Source organism: uncultured Adlercreutzia sp. (assembly GCF_958431955.1).
Lineage (GTDB): Bacteria > Actinomycetota > Coriobacteriia > Coriobacteriales > Eggerthellaceae > Adlercreutzia.
Genome location: NZ_CAUASN010000049.1, coordinates 1 through 15,669 on the forward strand (window position 1 = coordinate 1; position 15,669 = coordinate 15,669).

Annotated in this window: 13 protein-coding genes and 1 pseudogene; 10 read left to right on the forward strand and 4 right to left on the reverse strand. The window is 68.5% G+C overall.

The window, feature by feature from the left end:
- The 3 genes and pseudogenes from Q5064_RS10670 to gdhA all read left to right on the forward strand — a co-directional run.
- Positions 1 to 668, forward strand: a pseudogene (locus Q5064_RS10670) (excinuclease ABC subunit UvrA); the annotation flags it as partial.
- A gap of 202 nt (positions 669 to 870) precedes the next feature.
- A complete protein-coding gene (locus tag Q5064_RS10675) occupies positions 871 to 1,572 on the forward strand; it encodes a hypothetical protein (protein WP_302961722.1) in 702 nt (233 codons plus the stop codon).
- A gap of 190 nt (positions 1,573 to 1,762) precedes the next feature.
- Complete coding sequence (gene gdhA / locus Q5064_RS10680; RefSeq protein ID WP_302961724.1) at positions 1,763 to 3,094, forward strand: NADP-specific glutamate dehydrogenase; 1,332 nt, start codon at positions 1,763 to 1,765, stop codon at positions 3,092 to 3,094.
- Between the two features lie 507 nt (positions 3,095 to 3,601).
- Here the strand turns inward: gdhA and Q5064_RS10685 are convergent.
- Positions 3,602 to 3,964, reverse strand: a complete 363-nt coding sequence (locus Q5064_RS10685; RefSeq protein WP_302961726.1) for a hydrogenase maturation nickel metallochaperone HypA — start codon at positions 3,962 to 3,964, stop codon at positions 3,602 to 3,604.
- 76 nt (positions 3,965 to 4,040) lie between these two features.
- Complete coding sequence (locus Q5064_RS10690) at positions 4,041 to 5,150, reverse strand: 4Fe-4S binding protein (protein ID WP_302961727.1); 1,110 nt, start codon at positions 5,148 to 5,150, stop codon at positions 4,041 to 4,043.
- Between the two features lie 367 nt (positions 5,151 to 5,517).
- On the opposite strand from Q5064_RS10690, the gene Q5064_RS10695 reads away from it, so the two are divergent.
- From Q5064_RS10695 to Q5064_RS10705, 3 genes are read left to right on the forward strand one after another with little or no spacing between them, the layout of a single operon-like run.
- Positions 5,518 to 6,849 (forward strand): DNA repair protein, encoded by a 1,332-nt coding sequence (locus tag Q5064_RS10695; protein ID WP_302961729.1) that lies wholly within the window; start codon positions 5,518 to 5,520, stop codon positions 6,847 to 6,849.
- Complete coding sequence (locus Q5064_RS10700) at positions 6,842 to 7,279, forward strand: hypothetical protein (RefSeq protein ID WP_302961730.1); 438 nt, start codon at positions 6,842 to 6,844, stop codon at positions 7,277 to 7,279. The genes Q5064_RS10695 and Q5064_RS10700 overlap by 8 nt, the downstream gene beginning before the upstream one ends.
- A 12-nt stretch (positions 7,280 to 7,291) precedes the next feature.
- Positions 7,292 to 8,842, forward strand: a complete 1,551-nt coding sequence (locus Q5064_RS10705; protein WP_302961731.1) for a DUF2130 domain-containing protein — start codon at positions 7,292 to 7,294, stop codon at positions 8,840 to 8,842.
- 58 nt (positions 8,843 to 8,900) lie between these two features.
- Here Q5064_RS10705 and Q5064_RS10710 read toward each other — a convergent pair whose 3' ends face one another.
- On the reverse strand, positions 8,901 to 9,161 hold the full coding sequence (locus Q5064_RS10710) for a hypothetical protein (protein WP_302961733.1): 261 nt from the start codon (positions 9,159 to 9,161) through the stop codon (positions 8,901 to 8,903).
- 198 nt (positions 9,162 to 9,359) lie between these two features.
- Between Q5064_RS10710 and Q5064_RS10715 the strand changes: the two genes are divergently transcribed.
- Positions 9,360 to 9,686, forward strand: coding sequence for an HIRAN domain-containing protein (locus tag Q5064_RS10715; protein ID WP_302961735.1), 327 nt, complete (start codon positions 9,360 to 9,362; stop codon positions 9,684 to 9,686).
- Positions 9,679 to 10,629, forward strand: a complete 951-nt coding sequence (locus Q5064_RS10720; RefSeq protein WP_302961737.1) for a tetratricopeptide repeat protein — start codon at positions 9,679 to 9,681, stop codon at positions 10,627 to 10,629. Before Q5064_RS10715 ends, Q5064_RS10720 begins: the two co-directional genes overlap by 8 nt.
- Positions 10,630 to 10,710: 81 nt before the next feature.
- Here the strand turns inward: Q5064_RS10720 and Q5064_RS10725 are convergent, their stop codons facing one another.
- Complete coding sequence (locus Q5064_RS10725; RefSeq protein WP_302961738.1) at positions 10,711 to 11,028, reverse strand: hypothetical protein; 318 nt, start codon at positions 11,026 to 11,028, stop codon at positions 10,711 to 10,713.
- A 252-nt stretch (positions 11,029 to 11,280) separates the two neighbouring features.
- Here Q5064_RS10725 and Q5064_RS10730 point away from each other — a divergent pair, with 252 nt between their 5' ends.
- Positions 11,281 to 14,010 (forward strand): PD-(D/E)XK nuclease family protein, encoded by a 2,730-nt coding sequence (locus Q5064_RS10730; protein WP_302961741.1) that lies wholly within the window; start codon positions 11,281 to 11,283, stop codon positions 14,008 to 14,010.
- Positions 14,007 to 15,669, forward strand: a 1,663-nt coding sequence (locus Q5064_RS10735; RefSeq protein ID WP_302964569.1) for an exodeoxyribonuclease V subunit beta, incomplete at its 3' end; no start/stop codon positions are given. The genes Q5064_RS10730 and Q5064_RS10735, both read left to right, overlap by 4 nt.

Sequence of the window (15,669 nt, forward strand, 5' to 3'; positions counted from 1 at the left end):
CGGGGCGCTTCTCCTTCAACGTGAACGGCGGCCGCTGCGAGGCCTGCAAGGGCGACGGCCAGATCAAGATCGAGATGCACTTCCTGCCCGACGTGTACGTGCCCTGCGAGGTGTGCAACGGCGAGCGCTACAACCGCGAGACGCTGCAGGTGACCTACCGCGGCAAGAACATCTCCGAGGTGCTCGACATGACCGTGGAGGACGCGCTCGCGTTCTTCGAGAACATCCCGGGTATCAAGCGCAAGCTGCAGACGCTCTTCGACGTGGGGCTCGGCTACATCCGCCTGGGCCAGCCGGCCACCACGCTCTCGGGCGGCGAGGCCCAGCGCGTGAAGCTCGCGAGCGAGCTGCAGAAGCGCCAGAGCGGCAAGACCTTCTACATCCTGGACGAGCCCACCACGGGGCTGCATTTCGAGGACGTGCGCCAGCTGCTCGAGGTGCTCCAGCGCCTGGTGGACGCCGGCAACACCGTGCTCGTCATCGAGCACAACCTGGACGTCATCAAGTGCGCCGACCACATCGTGGACTTGGGGCCGGAGGGCGGCGACCGCGGGGGCACCATCATCGCCACGGGCACGCCCGAGGAGGTGGCGAAGGTGGAGGGCTCCTACACCGGGCACTTCGTCGCCCGCATGCTCGAGGAGGCCAAGCTGCCGCCGGTGGGCTAACGCGCGCCTGCTGTTGCGGGCTCGGCCGTCGGGCTCGTCGGCGAGGGGAGCGCCTCGCGGGGCCGTGGCCGGCCGTCGGCACCCTCCGCGGCCGCCTGGCCGGCATCGCGCCCCGTCGCAGATATGGAGCCTCGGGCCCCGCCGCGCCGCCGCGGCGGGGCTTCGCTATAATTGGGGCATGAAGAAACGCACAAGGGAAAAAGTGGCCCTCCTGGTCTTCGCGCTGCTCGTCGTTCTCGGCGGCAGCGTGCTTCTGCGCTATTTCGAGACGGGCCGCCCCCTCAATATGGCCGCCACGGTGGTGGACGACGCCTTCGGGCAGATGAAGGGCTACACCGCCATCGTCTACGACGGCACCTTCGACACCCTCGACGCCCTGCGCCCCGCCATGGACCACGAGGACATCGGCGCGGAGGAGCCCACGAGCCTCGGCGGCATGGTGCTCGCCGAGCTGTCGCGGCTGCCGCTGTCCATGCGCGAGAGGCCCGTGTACGCCTCGGACGTGCGCACGCTCTACGAGGAGAAGGGCGCCGGGGCCATCACGCTCGACGCCGCCGACCTGCGCCGCTACGAGGAGCCGACCATCCTCATGGCCGGCGACCGCAAGATCGGTGTTGTGGCCATCGACTACTACGCGTCCAAAAAGCAGCTCGAGAAGGTGCGCCGCGAGCTGACCGAGGCCGGAGCCCAGTCGCTCGTCTGCCTGGTGCCGCGCCTGTCGTGCCTGGCCACCATCGAGGGCTTCCAGGCGGTCATCGTGACCGACGACGACCAGGCGACGCCCGGGGCGGGGGAGGGCAGCGAGGGCGCCCATATCGTGTACGCGCCCGAGCGCGGCTCGGTGGGCGTCGTGCTGCTCACGGCCCTGAACGTGCCCTCGTCGAAGGTGTACGCCTCGCTGTAGGGCCCGTTCCGCCTGGTCTGGACCCGCTTCTGCCTTCTGCCGCTGGCTGGTTCCGGCCGCCATTGGTTTCGGGCTTTGTTTCGGCTCAGTTAATAACTCATCGTTTTGGAAAACGAGCGTCCTATAATGCGGCCAGAAGCCAGCGGGCGTGCGCGCGCCGCGGCGCCCCGACACGTCAAGGAGGTCCGCATTGAGTTACGTCGATAACGTCATCGAGCAGGTGAAGGCGAAGAACGCCGAGCAGCCCGAGTTCATCCAGGCCGTCACCGAGGTGCTCCAGTCCCTCGAGCCGGTCATCGAGGCCCACCCCGAGTACGAGGCCGCGAGCCTCCTCGAGCGCATCGTGGAGCCCGAGCGCATCGTCATGTTCCGCGTGCCGTGGGTGGACGACGCCGGCAAGGTGCAGGTGAACCGCGGCTTCCGCGTGCAGTTCAACAGCGCCATCGGCCCCTACAAAGGGGGACTCCGCCTGCATCCGTCGGTGAACCTCGGCATCATCAAGTTCCTCGGCTTCGAGCAGATCTTCAAGAACAGCCTCACCACGCTGCCCATGGGCGGCGGCAAGGGTGGCTGCGACTTCGACCCGAAGGGCAAGTCCGACATGGAGGTCATGCGCTTCTGCCAGGCCTTCATGACCGAACTGCAGCGCCACATCGGCGCCGACACCGATGTGCCCGCCGGCGACATCGGCACGGGCGCCCGCGAGATCGGCTACATGTTCGGCCAGTACAAGAAGATCAAGAACGTCTTCGAGGGCGTGCTCACCGGCAAGGGCCTCTCCTTCGGCGGCTCGTTGGCCCGCACCGAGGCCACCGGCTACGGCCTCGTCTACATCGTGGAGGAGTACTTGCGCTGCCATGACGACTCCTTCGCGGGCAAGACCGTGTGCGTGTCCGGCTCCGGCAACGTGGCCATCTACGCCACGCAGAAGGCCCAGCAGCTCGGTGCCAAGGTGGTCACCGTGTCCGACTCCACCGGTTGGGTGCACGATCCGGCTGGCATCGACGTGGAGCTGCTCAAGCAGGTGAAGGAAGTGGAGCGTGCCCGCCTCACCGAGTACGCCGCCCGCCGCGAGGGCGTGGAGTACCACGAGGGCCGCGGCGTGTGGGTCGTCCCCTGCGACATCGCGCTGCCCTGCGCCACCCAGAACGAGGTGCTCATCGACGACGTGAAGACGCTCGTGGCCAACGGCTGCAAGATCCTCGCCGAGGGCGCGAACATGCCCACCACGCTGGATGCCACCGAGTACCTGCAGGAGCAGGGCGTCGTGTTCATCCCCGGCAAGGCCGCCAACGCCGGCGGCGTGGCCACCTCGGGCCTCGAGATGTCCCAGAACTCCGAGCGCCTCTCCTGGACCTTCGAGGAAGTGGACGCGAAGCTCAAGGGCATCATGGTGAGCATCTACCACGCCATCGACGACGCCGCCCGCCGCTACGGCCACGAGGGCAACTACGTCATGGGCGCCAACATCGCCGGCTTCGAGAAGGTCGCCGATGCCATGATGGCCCAGGGCATCGTGTAGGGACGCCCGCTTACGCCGACCTACCGCTCGCGGGTGCGAGAAGAGCCCCGAAGACCGGGCTCGATCCAGACCCGCCGGTTCTCCGCCCCGTTACCGCCGCTCGCATCTTGCGGGCGGCGGTTTTTTTTGCGGCTCGTTCGCTTGTCGAGGGGCGTTCGGGTTCTGTCTTTGGGACGGTATGCGAGACGCGCGGCTTTAGTGCCGTTCTGCCCTCCACTGGGCGCGCTGGGGGGGGGCACCTGCTGCGTGCCGCAGGATGTCGAAAAGTCGCCCTTTTCATCCGCTGGTGCGAAAAAGCGCCGCTTAACGACGGAAAGTCGCCCTGCTGCGAGGCGACTTTCCGCACAATTCGTCTATGGGAGCAAAGCGACCTGGGGAAACGCGATCAGAGTGAGCCGCTTTGCCACACCAGGTGTGCCGTGAGCGCCCCAACGGGCGACTTTCCGTGCATCGGCGGCGCTTTTTCGACGCGGGACGGGAGGATCGCGGCGGTTTCGGCTGCGCGCCTCAAGCGGCGGCCTCGTCGCGGGTGGTGATATCGATGGACTCGATGAGGAACTCGTTGCCGGAGGCGAACTGGTACTCGCGGGAACCGCACTGGGGGCAGGAGAGGGGCTCGCCGCTGTGAAGGTCGACGCGGTAGCCCGCGTCGCAGTCCTTGCAGGTAACCATCACGGGAACCGTGAGGAAGGAGACCGTGCAGTTTTCGGCTATGGTCCCGCGGGTCAGGTAATGGAAGAAGCTGTCGAACATATCCTCGATGATGTCGCGCATCTCCCCGATGACCATGGTGACTCCGTCGACGGATACGGCGTCGGCGTCGCGGGCCACGTCGAGGACGGTGTCCACGACCTCGGTGCACAGTGCCATCTCGTGAATGGCGGCTCCTTTCCGTAAAGGGGGGGCGCCCCCGCCTGGGACAGGGGCGCTAAGGGAGGGCTGAATATTAGCTGAACTGTAGGCCGGCGGCCTCGCCCTCGGCGACGCGGGCGGCCATGGCTTCCTGGCTCTCGATATCGAACAGGTAGCCCTTGCTGGCGCGGACGCGGGCCTTCTTCTCGTAGTAGTCGGCGAGATCCTCGGGGATCTCGAGGTGCTCGGATACCGGCTTCATCTTGAGGCCGCGCACGCCCTGGGGGCACACGGTGGCGCACTGCCCGCAGCGCACGCAGGCGCTGTCGACGATGGGGTAGCCCTCGTCGTCCATGGTGATGGCGAGCATGGGGCACTGCTTCTCGCACATGCCGCACTTGATGCAGTCGTCCTTCTTGTGGACGAGCTCGAAGTGGCTGCAGTCGGCAAGGGCCGGGCCGCCGTTGAGCTTGCGGACGGCACCCACGTAGAGGCAGCAGTCGGCATGGCAGCTGCAGATGTTCTCGGCCTCCTTGGTGTAGAGGCAGTCGAGGACCATGCCCTCATCGACGGAGCGCTGCAGAAGGGCCTCGGCCTCGTCGCGCGTCAGCTCGCGGCCGGCACCGATCTCGATGAACCACTCGGCCTGCTTGCCGGTGACCAGGCAGGTCTCCATGGGGTGGTTGCAGTCGCGCATGCCGTCGCCGAACAGCTCCATGGCCTCCTGGGTGTTGGTGGCCTCGCCCTCGCGGATGAGGGTGCTCACGCGGCACATGCAGGGCGAGACGGCGAAGGTGTCGTGGCGGTCGAGGATGGCGTGCCAGTCGTCGTCCTCGGTGTAGTCGCCGTCGACGACGATGCTCAGGTCGACCGGCACGGTGCGGTACATGGTGTACTTCGCATCGAGGAAGGTGAAGGGCGTTCCAGCGCCGGCGTTGAGGTCCTTCAGGCCGATGTGCTCGGTGTCGAAGTTCTGGACGTAGGCCTCGTAGTAGCCGTACTCGCTGTCGAGGGTGAGGAACTTGGGCGTGCCGTTGTCGTAGATGCGGCGCAAAAGCGCGCGGTCGTCGAGCGCGTTGCAGATGGCGAGGCACTCGTCCTCGGCGCGCCCCGACGCCTCGGCGAACTCGGCGGCAGGGAAGTTGCGGTAGTGGGGCATCTGACTGTAGGCGAGGGCCTCGTCCTCGCTGAACAAGTAGGGCATGAGATCGAGCTGGTGATCCTTGGTGATGTAGGAGCCGAATCCGGCGACTTCTGGTGAAGGCGGCGGCGCTGGCCATCAAGAAGCAGGCGGAGGTTCGCAAGGGGGCCGAGCTGTTCTCGGTTGTGGGCGCCTAGCTCTCTGCGCACCCGTGATGCAGCGATGCGCCCAATGGGGGTCGCCGGAGAAAGAGATCGATGGCGATTCAGGAGGATATCGAGGCGCTTCTCGTTTCCCCATGCCGATAAGGGCTACTGCGCGTCCTGAGGGGGCGCCCCTCGCAGCGGACGAGCTTCCGCTTGCACTCGCACTGCCGCGGAATGCCCGAGAATATAAGAGGCGAACCGATGTTCCATGATATACTGCGGGCATGGAACAAGAGCGCACATACGTTTGCATTGATCTGAAGAGCTTCTACGCCTCGGTGGAGTGCGTCGCGCGCGGGTTTGATCCCATGGAGACCAAGCTCGTGGTGGCCGACCCCACGCGCTCGGAGATGACCATCTGTTTGGCGGTGAGCCCCGCCATGAAGGCGGCCGGCGTGCGGAACCGCTGCCGGCTCCACGAGATTCCGAAGGGGATGGAGTTCATCACTGCACGCCCGCGCATGAAAACGTACATGCAGGTGTCGGCAGATATTTACGCTACCTACCTGCGCTACGTGAGTCCTGACGACATCCACCCGTACTCCATCGACGAGTGCTTCATCGATGCGACGCCCTACCTGGAGCTCTACGGCATGGACGCGCGCGGATTCGCCGACACCCTGCGGGCCGCCGTGAAGGCCGAGACGGGCATCCCCGCCACGGCGGGCATCGGGCCGAACCTGTTCCTCGCGAAGGTGGCGCTCGATATTTCCGCCAAGCATGCCGCCGACGGCATCGGCGAGCTCACCGAGCGAACCTTCCGCGAGCAGATCTGGCCGCACCGGCCCATCACCGACATCTGGAACATCGGCCCGGGCATTGCGCGGCGGCTGGCGAAGTACCGCGTGTTCGATTTACGCGGCGTGACCGAGATGGACCCCGATGTGCTCTACGGGGAGTTCGGGGTGAACGCCGAGTACCTCATCGATCACGCCTGGGGCCTGGAGCCCTGCACCATCGCCGAGATAAAGGCCTACGAGCCGGAGACGACCTCGCTCATGAACGGGCAGATTCTGCCCTGCGGCTACAGCTTCGACGACACCCTCATGGTCCTGCGCGAGATGGTGGACGACACGGTGCTCGATTTGGTGGACAAGCACCTGGTGACCGACCATATCTCGCTGCACGTGAGCTATGTGCGCGACGCGCGGATCGACGGCGCGGCCGCAGGCGGGCTCTTCGAGGGCGGCCATGGCCTGCGCCGGGCAGACGGCCGCAGCGGCCCGCACGGGGGAGGATCGCGCAAGATTCCCGAGCGCACGAACTCCTTCGCGAAGCTGCTCGGGTATGTGGAGGCGCTCTTCCGCGAGACGGTGGATCCGGCGCGCACCATGCGCAAGATCAGCGTCGGCTTCGGGAACTTGGTGGACGAGGATCTGGCCACAGCGGACCTGTTCACCGACGTGGAAGCGGCCGCCCGCGAGCGGCGGCGCCAGGAGGCGGTGCTCGCGGTGAAGGGGAAGTTCGGGAAGAACGCGCTCATCAAGGGCGTGAGCCTGAGGGAGCACGCCCTCGGCCGCGAGCGCAACGAGATGGTGGGAGGCCACCATGGCTAGGGGAGGGGCCTTCGAGAACCTCGTCTGGGAAGGGGTGGGAGAAGCCGCGGTCGGCGGAGGCGCCGTAAGAGAAGGCGCACCGCAGGGCATCGACCGGCCCGTCCCCGCGGGCCTGGGGCGGCCCCACCCTGACCGCGCCCGGCAGTTCTCGCCCTTCGCCGCCCTGCGCGGTTACTACGAGCTCGTGCACGAGCGGGAGCAGGTGGTCGAGCCGCGCCAACCTCTTTCCGAGGAGGAGGCCCGCACCCTCGATGAGGCCGTCGCGAGCCTCCGCCGCGGCGCTATGGTGAAAGCCGTCTTTTACGAAAAAGACGCTTACCGAACCATTGTCGGGACAGTGAGCCAGGTTGATATGATCTATCATGACCTATGGATTGTACGGACGCGCATTCCGTTTGCGAGCTTGTGCGCCTTGGAAGTCGTCGGCTGAGAGGATTGCCCTATGAGCAACGAGATCAAGTGCCCCCATTGCGGGAAGGCCTTCACCGTGGACGAGAGCGGGTACGCGGCCATTCTGAACCAAGTGCGCGACCAGGAGTTCCAGCGGGAACTGGCAGACCGCGAGCGGTTGCTGGACGAGAGCCGCGCCAAGGAGATCGAGCTTGCCCGCGCCCAGGTGCGCGACGAGATGAGCCGCCAGCTGAGCGAGAGCCGGGAGAAGAGCGCCGCCGAGCTCGCGGAGGAGCAGCGGAAGCTGGCCGCCCAGACCGAGCAGTTCAAGGCCCAGGCGAGCGAGTTCAGGTTGTCGGCTCAGGCCGAGAAGGCCGATCTGGAAAAGCAGCTCGCCGCGTTGCGGGCGCAGCTGGCCGCGCAGACGAGCGAGGCCGAGACGGCGCGCAAGCTGGCGGTGTCCGACGCCATTGCGGCCGAGGCGGAGAAGCTGCGCGCCGCCGAGCGCGAGCGCGACGAGCTGGCCCAGCGCCTCGAGGCCCAGCAGCGCCAGGCGGTCGTGGAGTCGCAGCTGGCGGTGCAGCAGGCCGAGGCGCGCGCGAAGGACGCCCAGGTGGCCGTGGAGCGCGAGCGCGACGAGCTGCGCGCTCAGGTGGAACGCGAGAAGGACGCGCTCGTGCGCGTGCAGGCCGAGCACAAGGCCGACCTGGCCGAGCGGATGCGCCTGAAGGACGAGCAGATCGCCGACCGCGAGCGCGAGATCGAGCGCATCCAGGACATGAAGGCGCGCCTGTCCACGAAGATGCTCGGCGAGACGCTGGAGCAGCACTGCGAGATCGAGTTCAACCGCCTGCGCCCCACGGCCTTCCCGCGCGCCTACTTCGAGAAGGACAACGAGGTGGTGGAGGGCACCAAGGGCGACTTCGTCTTCCGCGACTTCGACGAGGAGGGCAACGAGATCGTCTCCATCATGTTCGAGATGAAGAACGAGGCCGACGACTCCACGCACAAGAAGACCAACGAGTCGCACTTCAAGAAGCTCGATAGCGATCGTGCGAAGAAGGGCTGCGAGTACGCGGTGCTCGTGTCGCTGCTCGAGCCGGACAACGAGCTGTACAACGCCGGCATCACCGACGTGTCCTACCGCTACGATAAGATGTACGTCATCCGCCCGCAGTTCTTCATCCCGCTCATCACGCTTTTGCGCAACGCGGCGCTCTCGTCGCTGCAGTACCGCCGCGAGCTCGCGCTCGTGCGCCAGCAGAACATCGACGTGACCAACTTCGAGGACCAGCTGGCCGACTTCAAGGACAAGTTCGGCCGCAACTACCGCATCGCCTCCGACAAGTTCCGCAAGGCCATCGAGGAGATCGACAAGTCCATCGACCATCTGCAGAAGATCAAGGACAACCTGCTCGGCAGCGAGAACCAGCTGCGCCTGGCCAACGACAAGGCCGAGGATCTCACGGTGAAGAAGCTCACCCGCAAGAACCCCACCATGAAGGCCCTGCTGGACGAGGCCCGCGACGCCAAGGCAGCGGGTCGCGCCGACGCTGTAAGCGACGGCGAGGTCGTGGACGCCGAGCCTCTGGATGAGGACTAGAGAGGCTCCGGCTCTACGGAAACGGGTTAAATCCGAGTCTGTAATGGAAGCCTCGAGGCTATTTCTCCCGCAGCTTGAGGGCGGCGGCGAGGCGGCGGCCCTTGCCGCATTTGGGTTTGGAAAGCGGGCAGTGTTTCTTGCAGCAGGTGCAGTGCTCTATCTTGAGGGCGGCCTTCGCCTTCTCGCAGCCCTTGCAGCCCGCGGCGCTCTTCTCGCCCTTGCAGCCGGTGTGCTTCTTCTTGCGATCGAGCTTGGCGGCCTTCTTGTCGCCTTCGGCCTTGCGCTGCTTCTTGTCCTTCTTTTTCTTCTGGTCCTTCATGGACGCTCCTCATCGTCGGGCACGGTTTCCCCAGTGATCGACGGGCAGTGTACCATGGGGCTTCCAGGGTGATCAACCGGGGCCGGCAATCCGATGCCATCTTGGCACAAGAACCCATTGCTGTACCAGAAAAGGTACACATGGAACACTGCCGCGGCGTAAGATGCTCCTATCGCATTCAACGAAACGGAGGACGCCATGGCAAACACAGCATCATCGATCTGCGTCGTGGAGAACACGACGGTGGCAGGCACGCGGCACGTGGCCGGTGTGGCCGAGATGGCCGAGGGCTACGCGAAAGGCGAGCGCTTCTCGCTCGTGCGCGACGCGGCGAACCGCTTCGACCCCTGGGCCGTGGAGGTGCGCGACGGACAGGACCGGCGCATCGGGTACGTGTCCTGCGAGTGCAACGAGTTCGTGGGCCGGCTTCTGGATGGCGGCAAGTCGGTGGAGGGGCGCCTGACGGCCCGCGAGCAGGTGGGTTCGTGGTGCCGGTTGGTGATGGAGGTGCATCTCAATGACTAGCGCCGCCGCTGTTTTGGAGCGCCGGGACGGCGCCATCACGCTCGGCCAGCGCACGGCCCGCGCCGTGTTCGGCTCGCCCAGCGTACGCCGGGCCAACGGCGGGGCGAAGACGAGCTTCGTGCCTCGGGTGCTGCGCGGCCCTCGCTGGCGTCGTCGCCAGGCCGATGCGGGCGTGTTCGCCATCGACCGGCAGGGCACGGAGGCCGCCGAGCGCCTGCCGCGCATCTGGGTGAGCGAGCCTGCCCAGGACGGCCCCGGCCGGGTGTTCACGGCATCCTATCCCGCTGGCCCCGATCGGGGCGGTTGGCGGGCCATGGAGCTGGCCGAGGCGTGCTTCGCCGAGGCGCTGGGGCTTGCGGGCCCGGAGTGCCGCCGCCGTCGCATCGACTGTTACCGGGCGGCGGAGATCCTGCTTCTGCACGCCGCGGCCCGGGGCAGCGTGGGAGCCCACTGCCGGCTCGGCATCATCTACGCCGATGACCTGTGCGAGGGCGAGTACTGGCGCGGGCTGCTGGAATGCCGCGCGCTCCACGCCGCCGACACGCCCCTGGACGAGCGGGCCTACCGGCACTTCACCTTCGGCGCTCTGCACGGCCACGGCGAGTGCGCCTGGCGGCTCGGCGAGCTGGTGGCGGCCGGGCGCGGGTGCGCCGCCGACGAGGCCCGGGCGCTCGCGCTGTACCGCCAGGCCTTCGACGCGGAGAACGGGCGCGTCGACGAGGACCGCGCCCAGACGGGCAATGCCGCCCTGCGCCTGGCCCGGGCCTTCGAGTGCGGCCGCGGCTGCGAGCAGAGCTTCCGCCGCGCTCGCACGTGGTACCGCGTGGCGGCCGTGGCCCTCGGCGCGGCTTTCGATGCCGGGCAGTGGCACTTCAAGCGCGAGCGCCTGGAGGCCCGCCGGGGCGTGGCCCGCATGGCCCAGGAGCTGGCCGGCTGCTACTGAGCGTGGAAAAGGCCGCCGCGGGGAAGCGGCGGCCTTGAGGGAGCGGCGTGCGCATCGGCGCACGATCGGGTGTCGTCGGCCTTACTGCCCGAGCGGGTTGTCGAAGGCGGCGGGCAGCTGGCCGGCCAAAGTCTCGTACTCGGCGACGTTGCGGCGCATGAAGTCGTTGAAGTCGTCGTAGTGCTCGCGCAGCGCCCGGGCGAACTTCTCCACGGGCCAGATCTCGGGGGCCTCCTCCAGGCCGCCCTTGCCGTCCACGGTGTGCTCCCACTCGATGATCTCGGCCTTGGCGACCTTCAGATCGTGGGACAGGCGGTCTTCGCGCTCGAGCTTCTCCAGGTCGGGCATCAGGTGTTTCTGAATCTCGATGAGCTTGACGACGAGTTCCTGATAGGTCATGGTGCGCCTCCTAAGGTGTTTGCCGGTAGCGCCCGGCGACATGCGGCGGACCGCGGCGGTCGGGCTGGCTTTCATGATAGGCGCGGCCCGAGGCTTTTCCCGGAAAAGGGCGCGCGGGGTCAACGCGCGGAGGGCGACTCGTTGCCAAACCCTCACGTTGGCTGTACGGTCCGCAGGAGGAGGGGAGCATGGAGGCGGCGTGCAGTTGGGGTACAATAATCGGTCGAAATACCTGCGAGGAAGGAACAGGGCGTGCGCGAATCCGTCACGGAGCTCTATACGACCATCGAGAAGGCTCACGCGGCCGCCAAGCGCGCCGCGGCCGCTGGCGAGGCGGCGTCGCTCGGCACCGCGCGCGCGACGCCGACCACGCTCGTGGCAGAGCTGTGGGAGCTGTGGGGCGACGGGCGCGCGCTTGTGAGCCGCGCGCAGCGGGAGCTGCTCGTGGGCGCCGCGCTGCGACACCGGGACGCGCTTGTGGCCTCGGCGGGAACAGCGGAGCTGCTCGCGCGGTTCTTCGCCCGCTACGGCAGCGCTCTGGCACGCTGCGGGGACGAGTCCGCCTTAACCGAGCGGGAGCGTGCCGTGCTGCGGGCCTCCGCCGACTACCGCGCCGCCCTCGAGGAAGTTTCCCTCGTCGAGGCGGAGGAGGCGGCGTTTCTGCTTGCGGAGGCGGCTCGCGCGGGCGAGGTGCGCCTTCACCCCGTCACGGCGGTCGATCCGGTAGATGCCGGGCCGGGCGTGATGGCGCTGCTGGGCCAGTGCGGGTGCGGGGGCGACGAGGGCGGCGAGCCCTTCGCCGTCGGCGGCCTGCCTGCGGGAGTGGCGCTCTCCGTGCTTTTGGCCGCGGGCCCGGCGGCCACGCCGGCGCTCGTGTTGGGCGAGCTGCGCCGGACGCTGGACGAGGGCGCTGAGACGGCCCTCGTGTGCGCTCCCGACGCTCGCTCGCTCTACGATATGCTGGCGCCGTCGCTGGCCGCCGACGGTATCGGCTGCTCCCTTCGCTGCGCTGCGCCGTGGGGGGAGACGCTCGTCGGGCGGGCATGGGATGCCGTAGGGCGCCTCGGCTCCGCGGCGCGCCCTGCCGCCGCGGCCACCGATTTCGCCTACAACGCGCTCTCCGGTATGGATGCCGTGGCGGGGCGCCGCCTGAACGGCACGCTGCGCGGCGACCGCCTTGCCGACGGGCCGGCCGCTGCCGCGCTTCTGCGCGAGGCCTCCCCGGCCTTCGCCGTCTTCGAACGCCTGCAGCGCGCCTTCTCCGTCAGCGATGCCGCTGCCGCCCGCGCTGCCGTCGGTGCCGACCTCCGGGCGCTCGAGCAGGCAGTGCGCGAGGCCCGGGGGCTTTCGCCTGTCCAGCGCGCACGGGAGCTAGCTGCCGCTGCCGCCATCGCCGAGCTTGCCGAGGCTGCCTGGTCTCTCGGCATTCCGCTCGCAGACGCCGGGGCCCTTCTCGCTTCCCGCAAGGTCTCTGTGAGCGCCCGCGTCGGGGGCGCTCGCGGCGCGTCCGTGGAGTTCGCCGAGCTCGACCGCTTGACGTCGCTTCTGCCGGAAAGCTACGACGCGGTGGTTCTGGCCGATACGACCGATGCGGCCTTTCCCGCCGCCCAGACGCGGACGGCGTTGGACGGCCTGGCCCGGAAGCTGGGGCTTCCCGCATCGGCCGACGCTCTGGAGCGGCAGCGTCGTCGTTTCTGCGCCGGAAAGGCCGCCGCGCGGCGGCGCCTCGCCCTCGTTGTGGCCCAGCGTACGGCCGAGGGGGAGGAGGCCTATCCCGCCTTCTTCCTGAAGGAATTCGCCGAGGCGGTTGCCGATGAGGCCCGCGCGGCTGCCCGGGCTGCGGGGCGTGTTGCCGAGGCGGCCGCGTGGGACGAGTGCGATGAGGACGCCTTCGGCCTTCCCGTGCCCCTTCTGCGCGACGCATGTCGTCTCGGCGAGGACGATCTGCCGGCCTCGGTCGGCGGTGCCTTCGCGCCCGTGGCGGAGCGCGTGTCCCTGCAAGCGGTGCACCGTGGGCGCCTCGACAGGCTCGACCTGGTGCGCTTCTTGCGCACGGCCGACGAGGAGGGGCGCGCCGTCATCGTGCTGTCCCCCTCGGCGCTCGAACTGTACGTGGGCTGTCCCTACGCGTGGTTTTTGGAACGACGCGTGGGAGTGTCCGCCCTCGACGAGGAGTTCGGCCCCCTGGAGAAGGGCAGCTTCGCCCACAGCGTGCTTGCGCGCTTTTACGACGAGGCGGCCCGGTGCGGCATCGCGCGCCTTGACGGCGTTTCCGCCGCGACATGGGAGCCGCTGTTCGAGGCGACCTTCGACGCGGTGGCCGCCGAGCAGAGCGGGCTCGAGCCGGGCAGCGGCCGGCTCGTGGCGCTTACTGAGGCCGAGGGGCTGGAGCTTGCGCGCCTGCGATCGCAGCTGCGCGAGAGCCTGCACCGCCAGGCCCGCTTCGCGCCGTCGTTCGCGGTGCGGTCCCACGAGCACGTCATAGCCGCCGAGGACGGCGTGGACTACGCCGGCGTGCGCGTGAACGGCCGCGTGGACCGCATCGACGTGGACGAGGCCTCCGGCCGCTTCGCCGTCGTGGACTACAAGGGCACGGCAGGTGCCGAGTACGCGGCCGCCATGGGCGATGATGCCGAGGCGCCTCCCTTGCCCAAGCGCATCCAGGGGCTCGTCTACGCCCAGGCGCTGCGTCCCTCCCTTCCGCATCTGCACTGCGCCGGCGCCCTGTATCTGGCCTACCGCGCCCGCGCCGACAAGGATATGGTGGCGGGCGCCGCCGACGCGGCGGTCTTCGGGGAAGATCCCTTCGTGGGCCGCGCCTCGGTGGTGCCCATGAACTTCGACGCCTACCTGGATGCCGTGGAGGCGCTCGTGGCCGAGCGGGTGCGTCACCTGTACGCGGGGGACATCGCCCCCGATCCGCGCTTTGCGGGCATCTGCTCCTACTGCCCGGCCGTGGGCTGCGAAAGGAGGCTCGCATGAATCTCGAACGCTGCACCGATGGCCAGCGAACGGTGGTGACGACGCTCGACGCGCCGCTCATGGTGTCGGCCGGCGCCGGCTCCGGCAAGACCTTCACCCTCACCCAGCGAGTGGCCTTCGCCCTTTCTCCCGAGGCGGGAGGCGCCGGCCTCTCATCGGTGGACGAGCTTCTGGCCATCACCTTCACCACCAAAGCTGCGGCCGAGCTGAAGGGGCGCATCAAAGGGCTCCTCCTGACCGAGGGGCTTGAGGCCGAGGCGTTGAAGGTGGACGACGCCTGGGTGTCCACCATCCACGGCATGGCCGCCCGCATCCTGCGCGAGCACGCCCTGGAGGTGGGGCTCGATCCGGCCTTCCAGGTGATCGGCGAGGTGGAGGCCGGCGAGCTTCTGGCCGAGGCCGCCGAGCGCGTGGTGGCCCGGGCGCGCGAGGCCGGCGCCGGGCCGGTGCACGAGCTCTTGGCCCGTGAGAAGCTCCAGGGCTCCTCGTTCAACGACAGGGGAGCGGTGGACTTCGCCCTGGCCATCGCCGAGCGCGTGCACGCCATGCCCCGCGGCTTCGAGGGGCTCGCCGACGCGCCTGAGCCCGTCTCGCCCTCGCTTGTGGTGCGCTGCGCCTGCGAGGCGGCTGTCGAGATGCGCGCGGCCGCCGAGGCGTGGGCGAAGCCGTCGAAGACCAAGGTGGCCTTCCTCGAGCGGCTGGAGGCGGCCGTAGAGGCCGCCGAGGCGTGGCTCGCGGATGCGCCGAGCAGCGGTTTCGCCGACGCGGACTTCGACGCCGACGGGTTCGGCGCCGTCTTCTATGGCTTTCCCCTCACCACGGGGGCCGCGGTGGGCAAGGCCGACGCGCCGGCCTTCGAGGCATGGCAGACCGCCATGGTGGAGTTGGAACGCGAGGTGCGGGCGGGGCTTTCGGTGCGCTGGCAGGCTGCGGTGACGATGCTCGCCCGCGAGATCGAGGAGGAGTTCGCCCGCGTTAAGGGCCCCTCGCGTCTCGACAACGGCGACTTGCTCACGCGCTGCGCCGACGCGCTTTCCGAGCATCCCTCCATCGCCGAGAGCCTGCGGGAGCGCTTCAGGATCATCATGGTGGACGAGTTCCAGGACACCGATCGCCTGCAGGTGGACATTATCGGCCGCATCGCGCAGCCCGGGTTCTCGAACGTGTGCACGGTGGGCGATGCCCAGCAGTCCATCTACCGGTTCCGCGGCGCCGATGTGAACGTGTTCACCGAGTACCGCTCGGATTTGGAGGCGCGGGCCGGGAAAGAGGCCCTCGTGCAGCTCGACTGGAACTTCCGCAGCCACGGCGACGTGCTGGCGCTCGTGGAGCGCGTCTTCTCGCAGCCGACGGTGTTCGGCGATGACTTCCTGCGCCTGGAGGCAAAGGGCGCGGTGAATGCCGAGCCTGACGCGCTCTTCGATGGAGGTGTGCGCCCGCGCGTCTCCCTCTCGGCGGTGCACTACCCGGCGCGGGGCTTCGACGCCTCCCGGGCGCGCGATGCGGGCGCCGAGGCGGTGGCCGACCACTTCGCCGAGCTCGCGGCCGCCGGGGCGCGTCCCGGTGAGATGGTTATCCTGCTGGGGAAGATGACCCACGCCCACCGCGCTCTTCGATGGAGGTGTGCGCCCGCGCGTCTCCCTCTCGGCGGTGCACTAC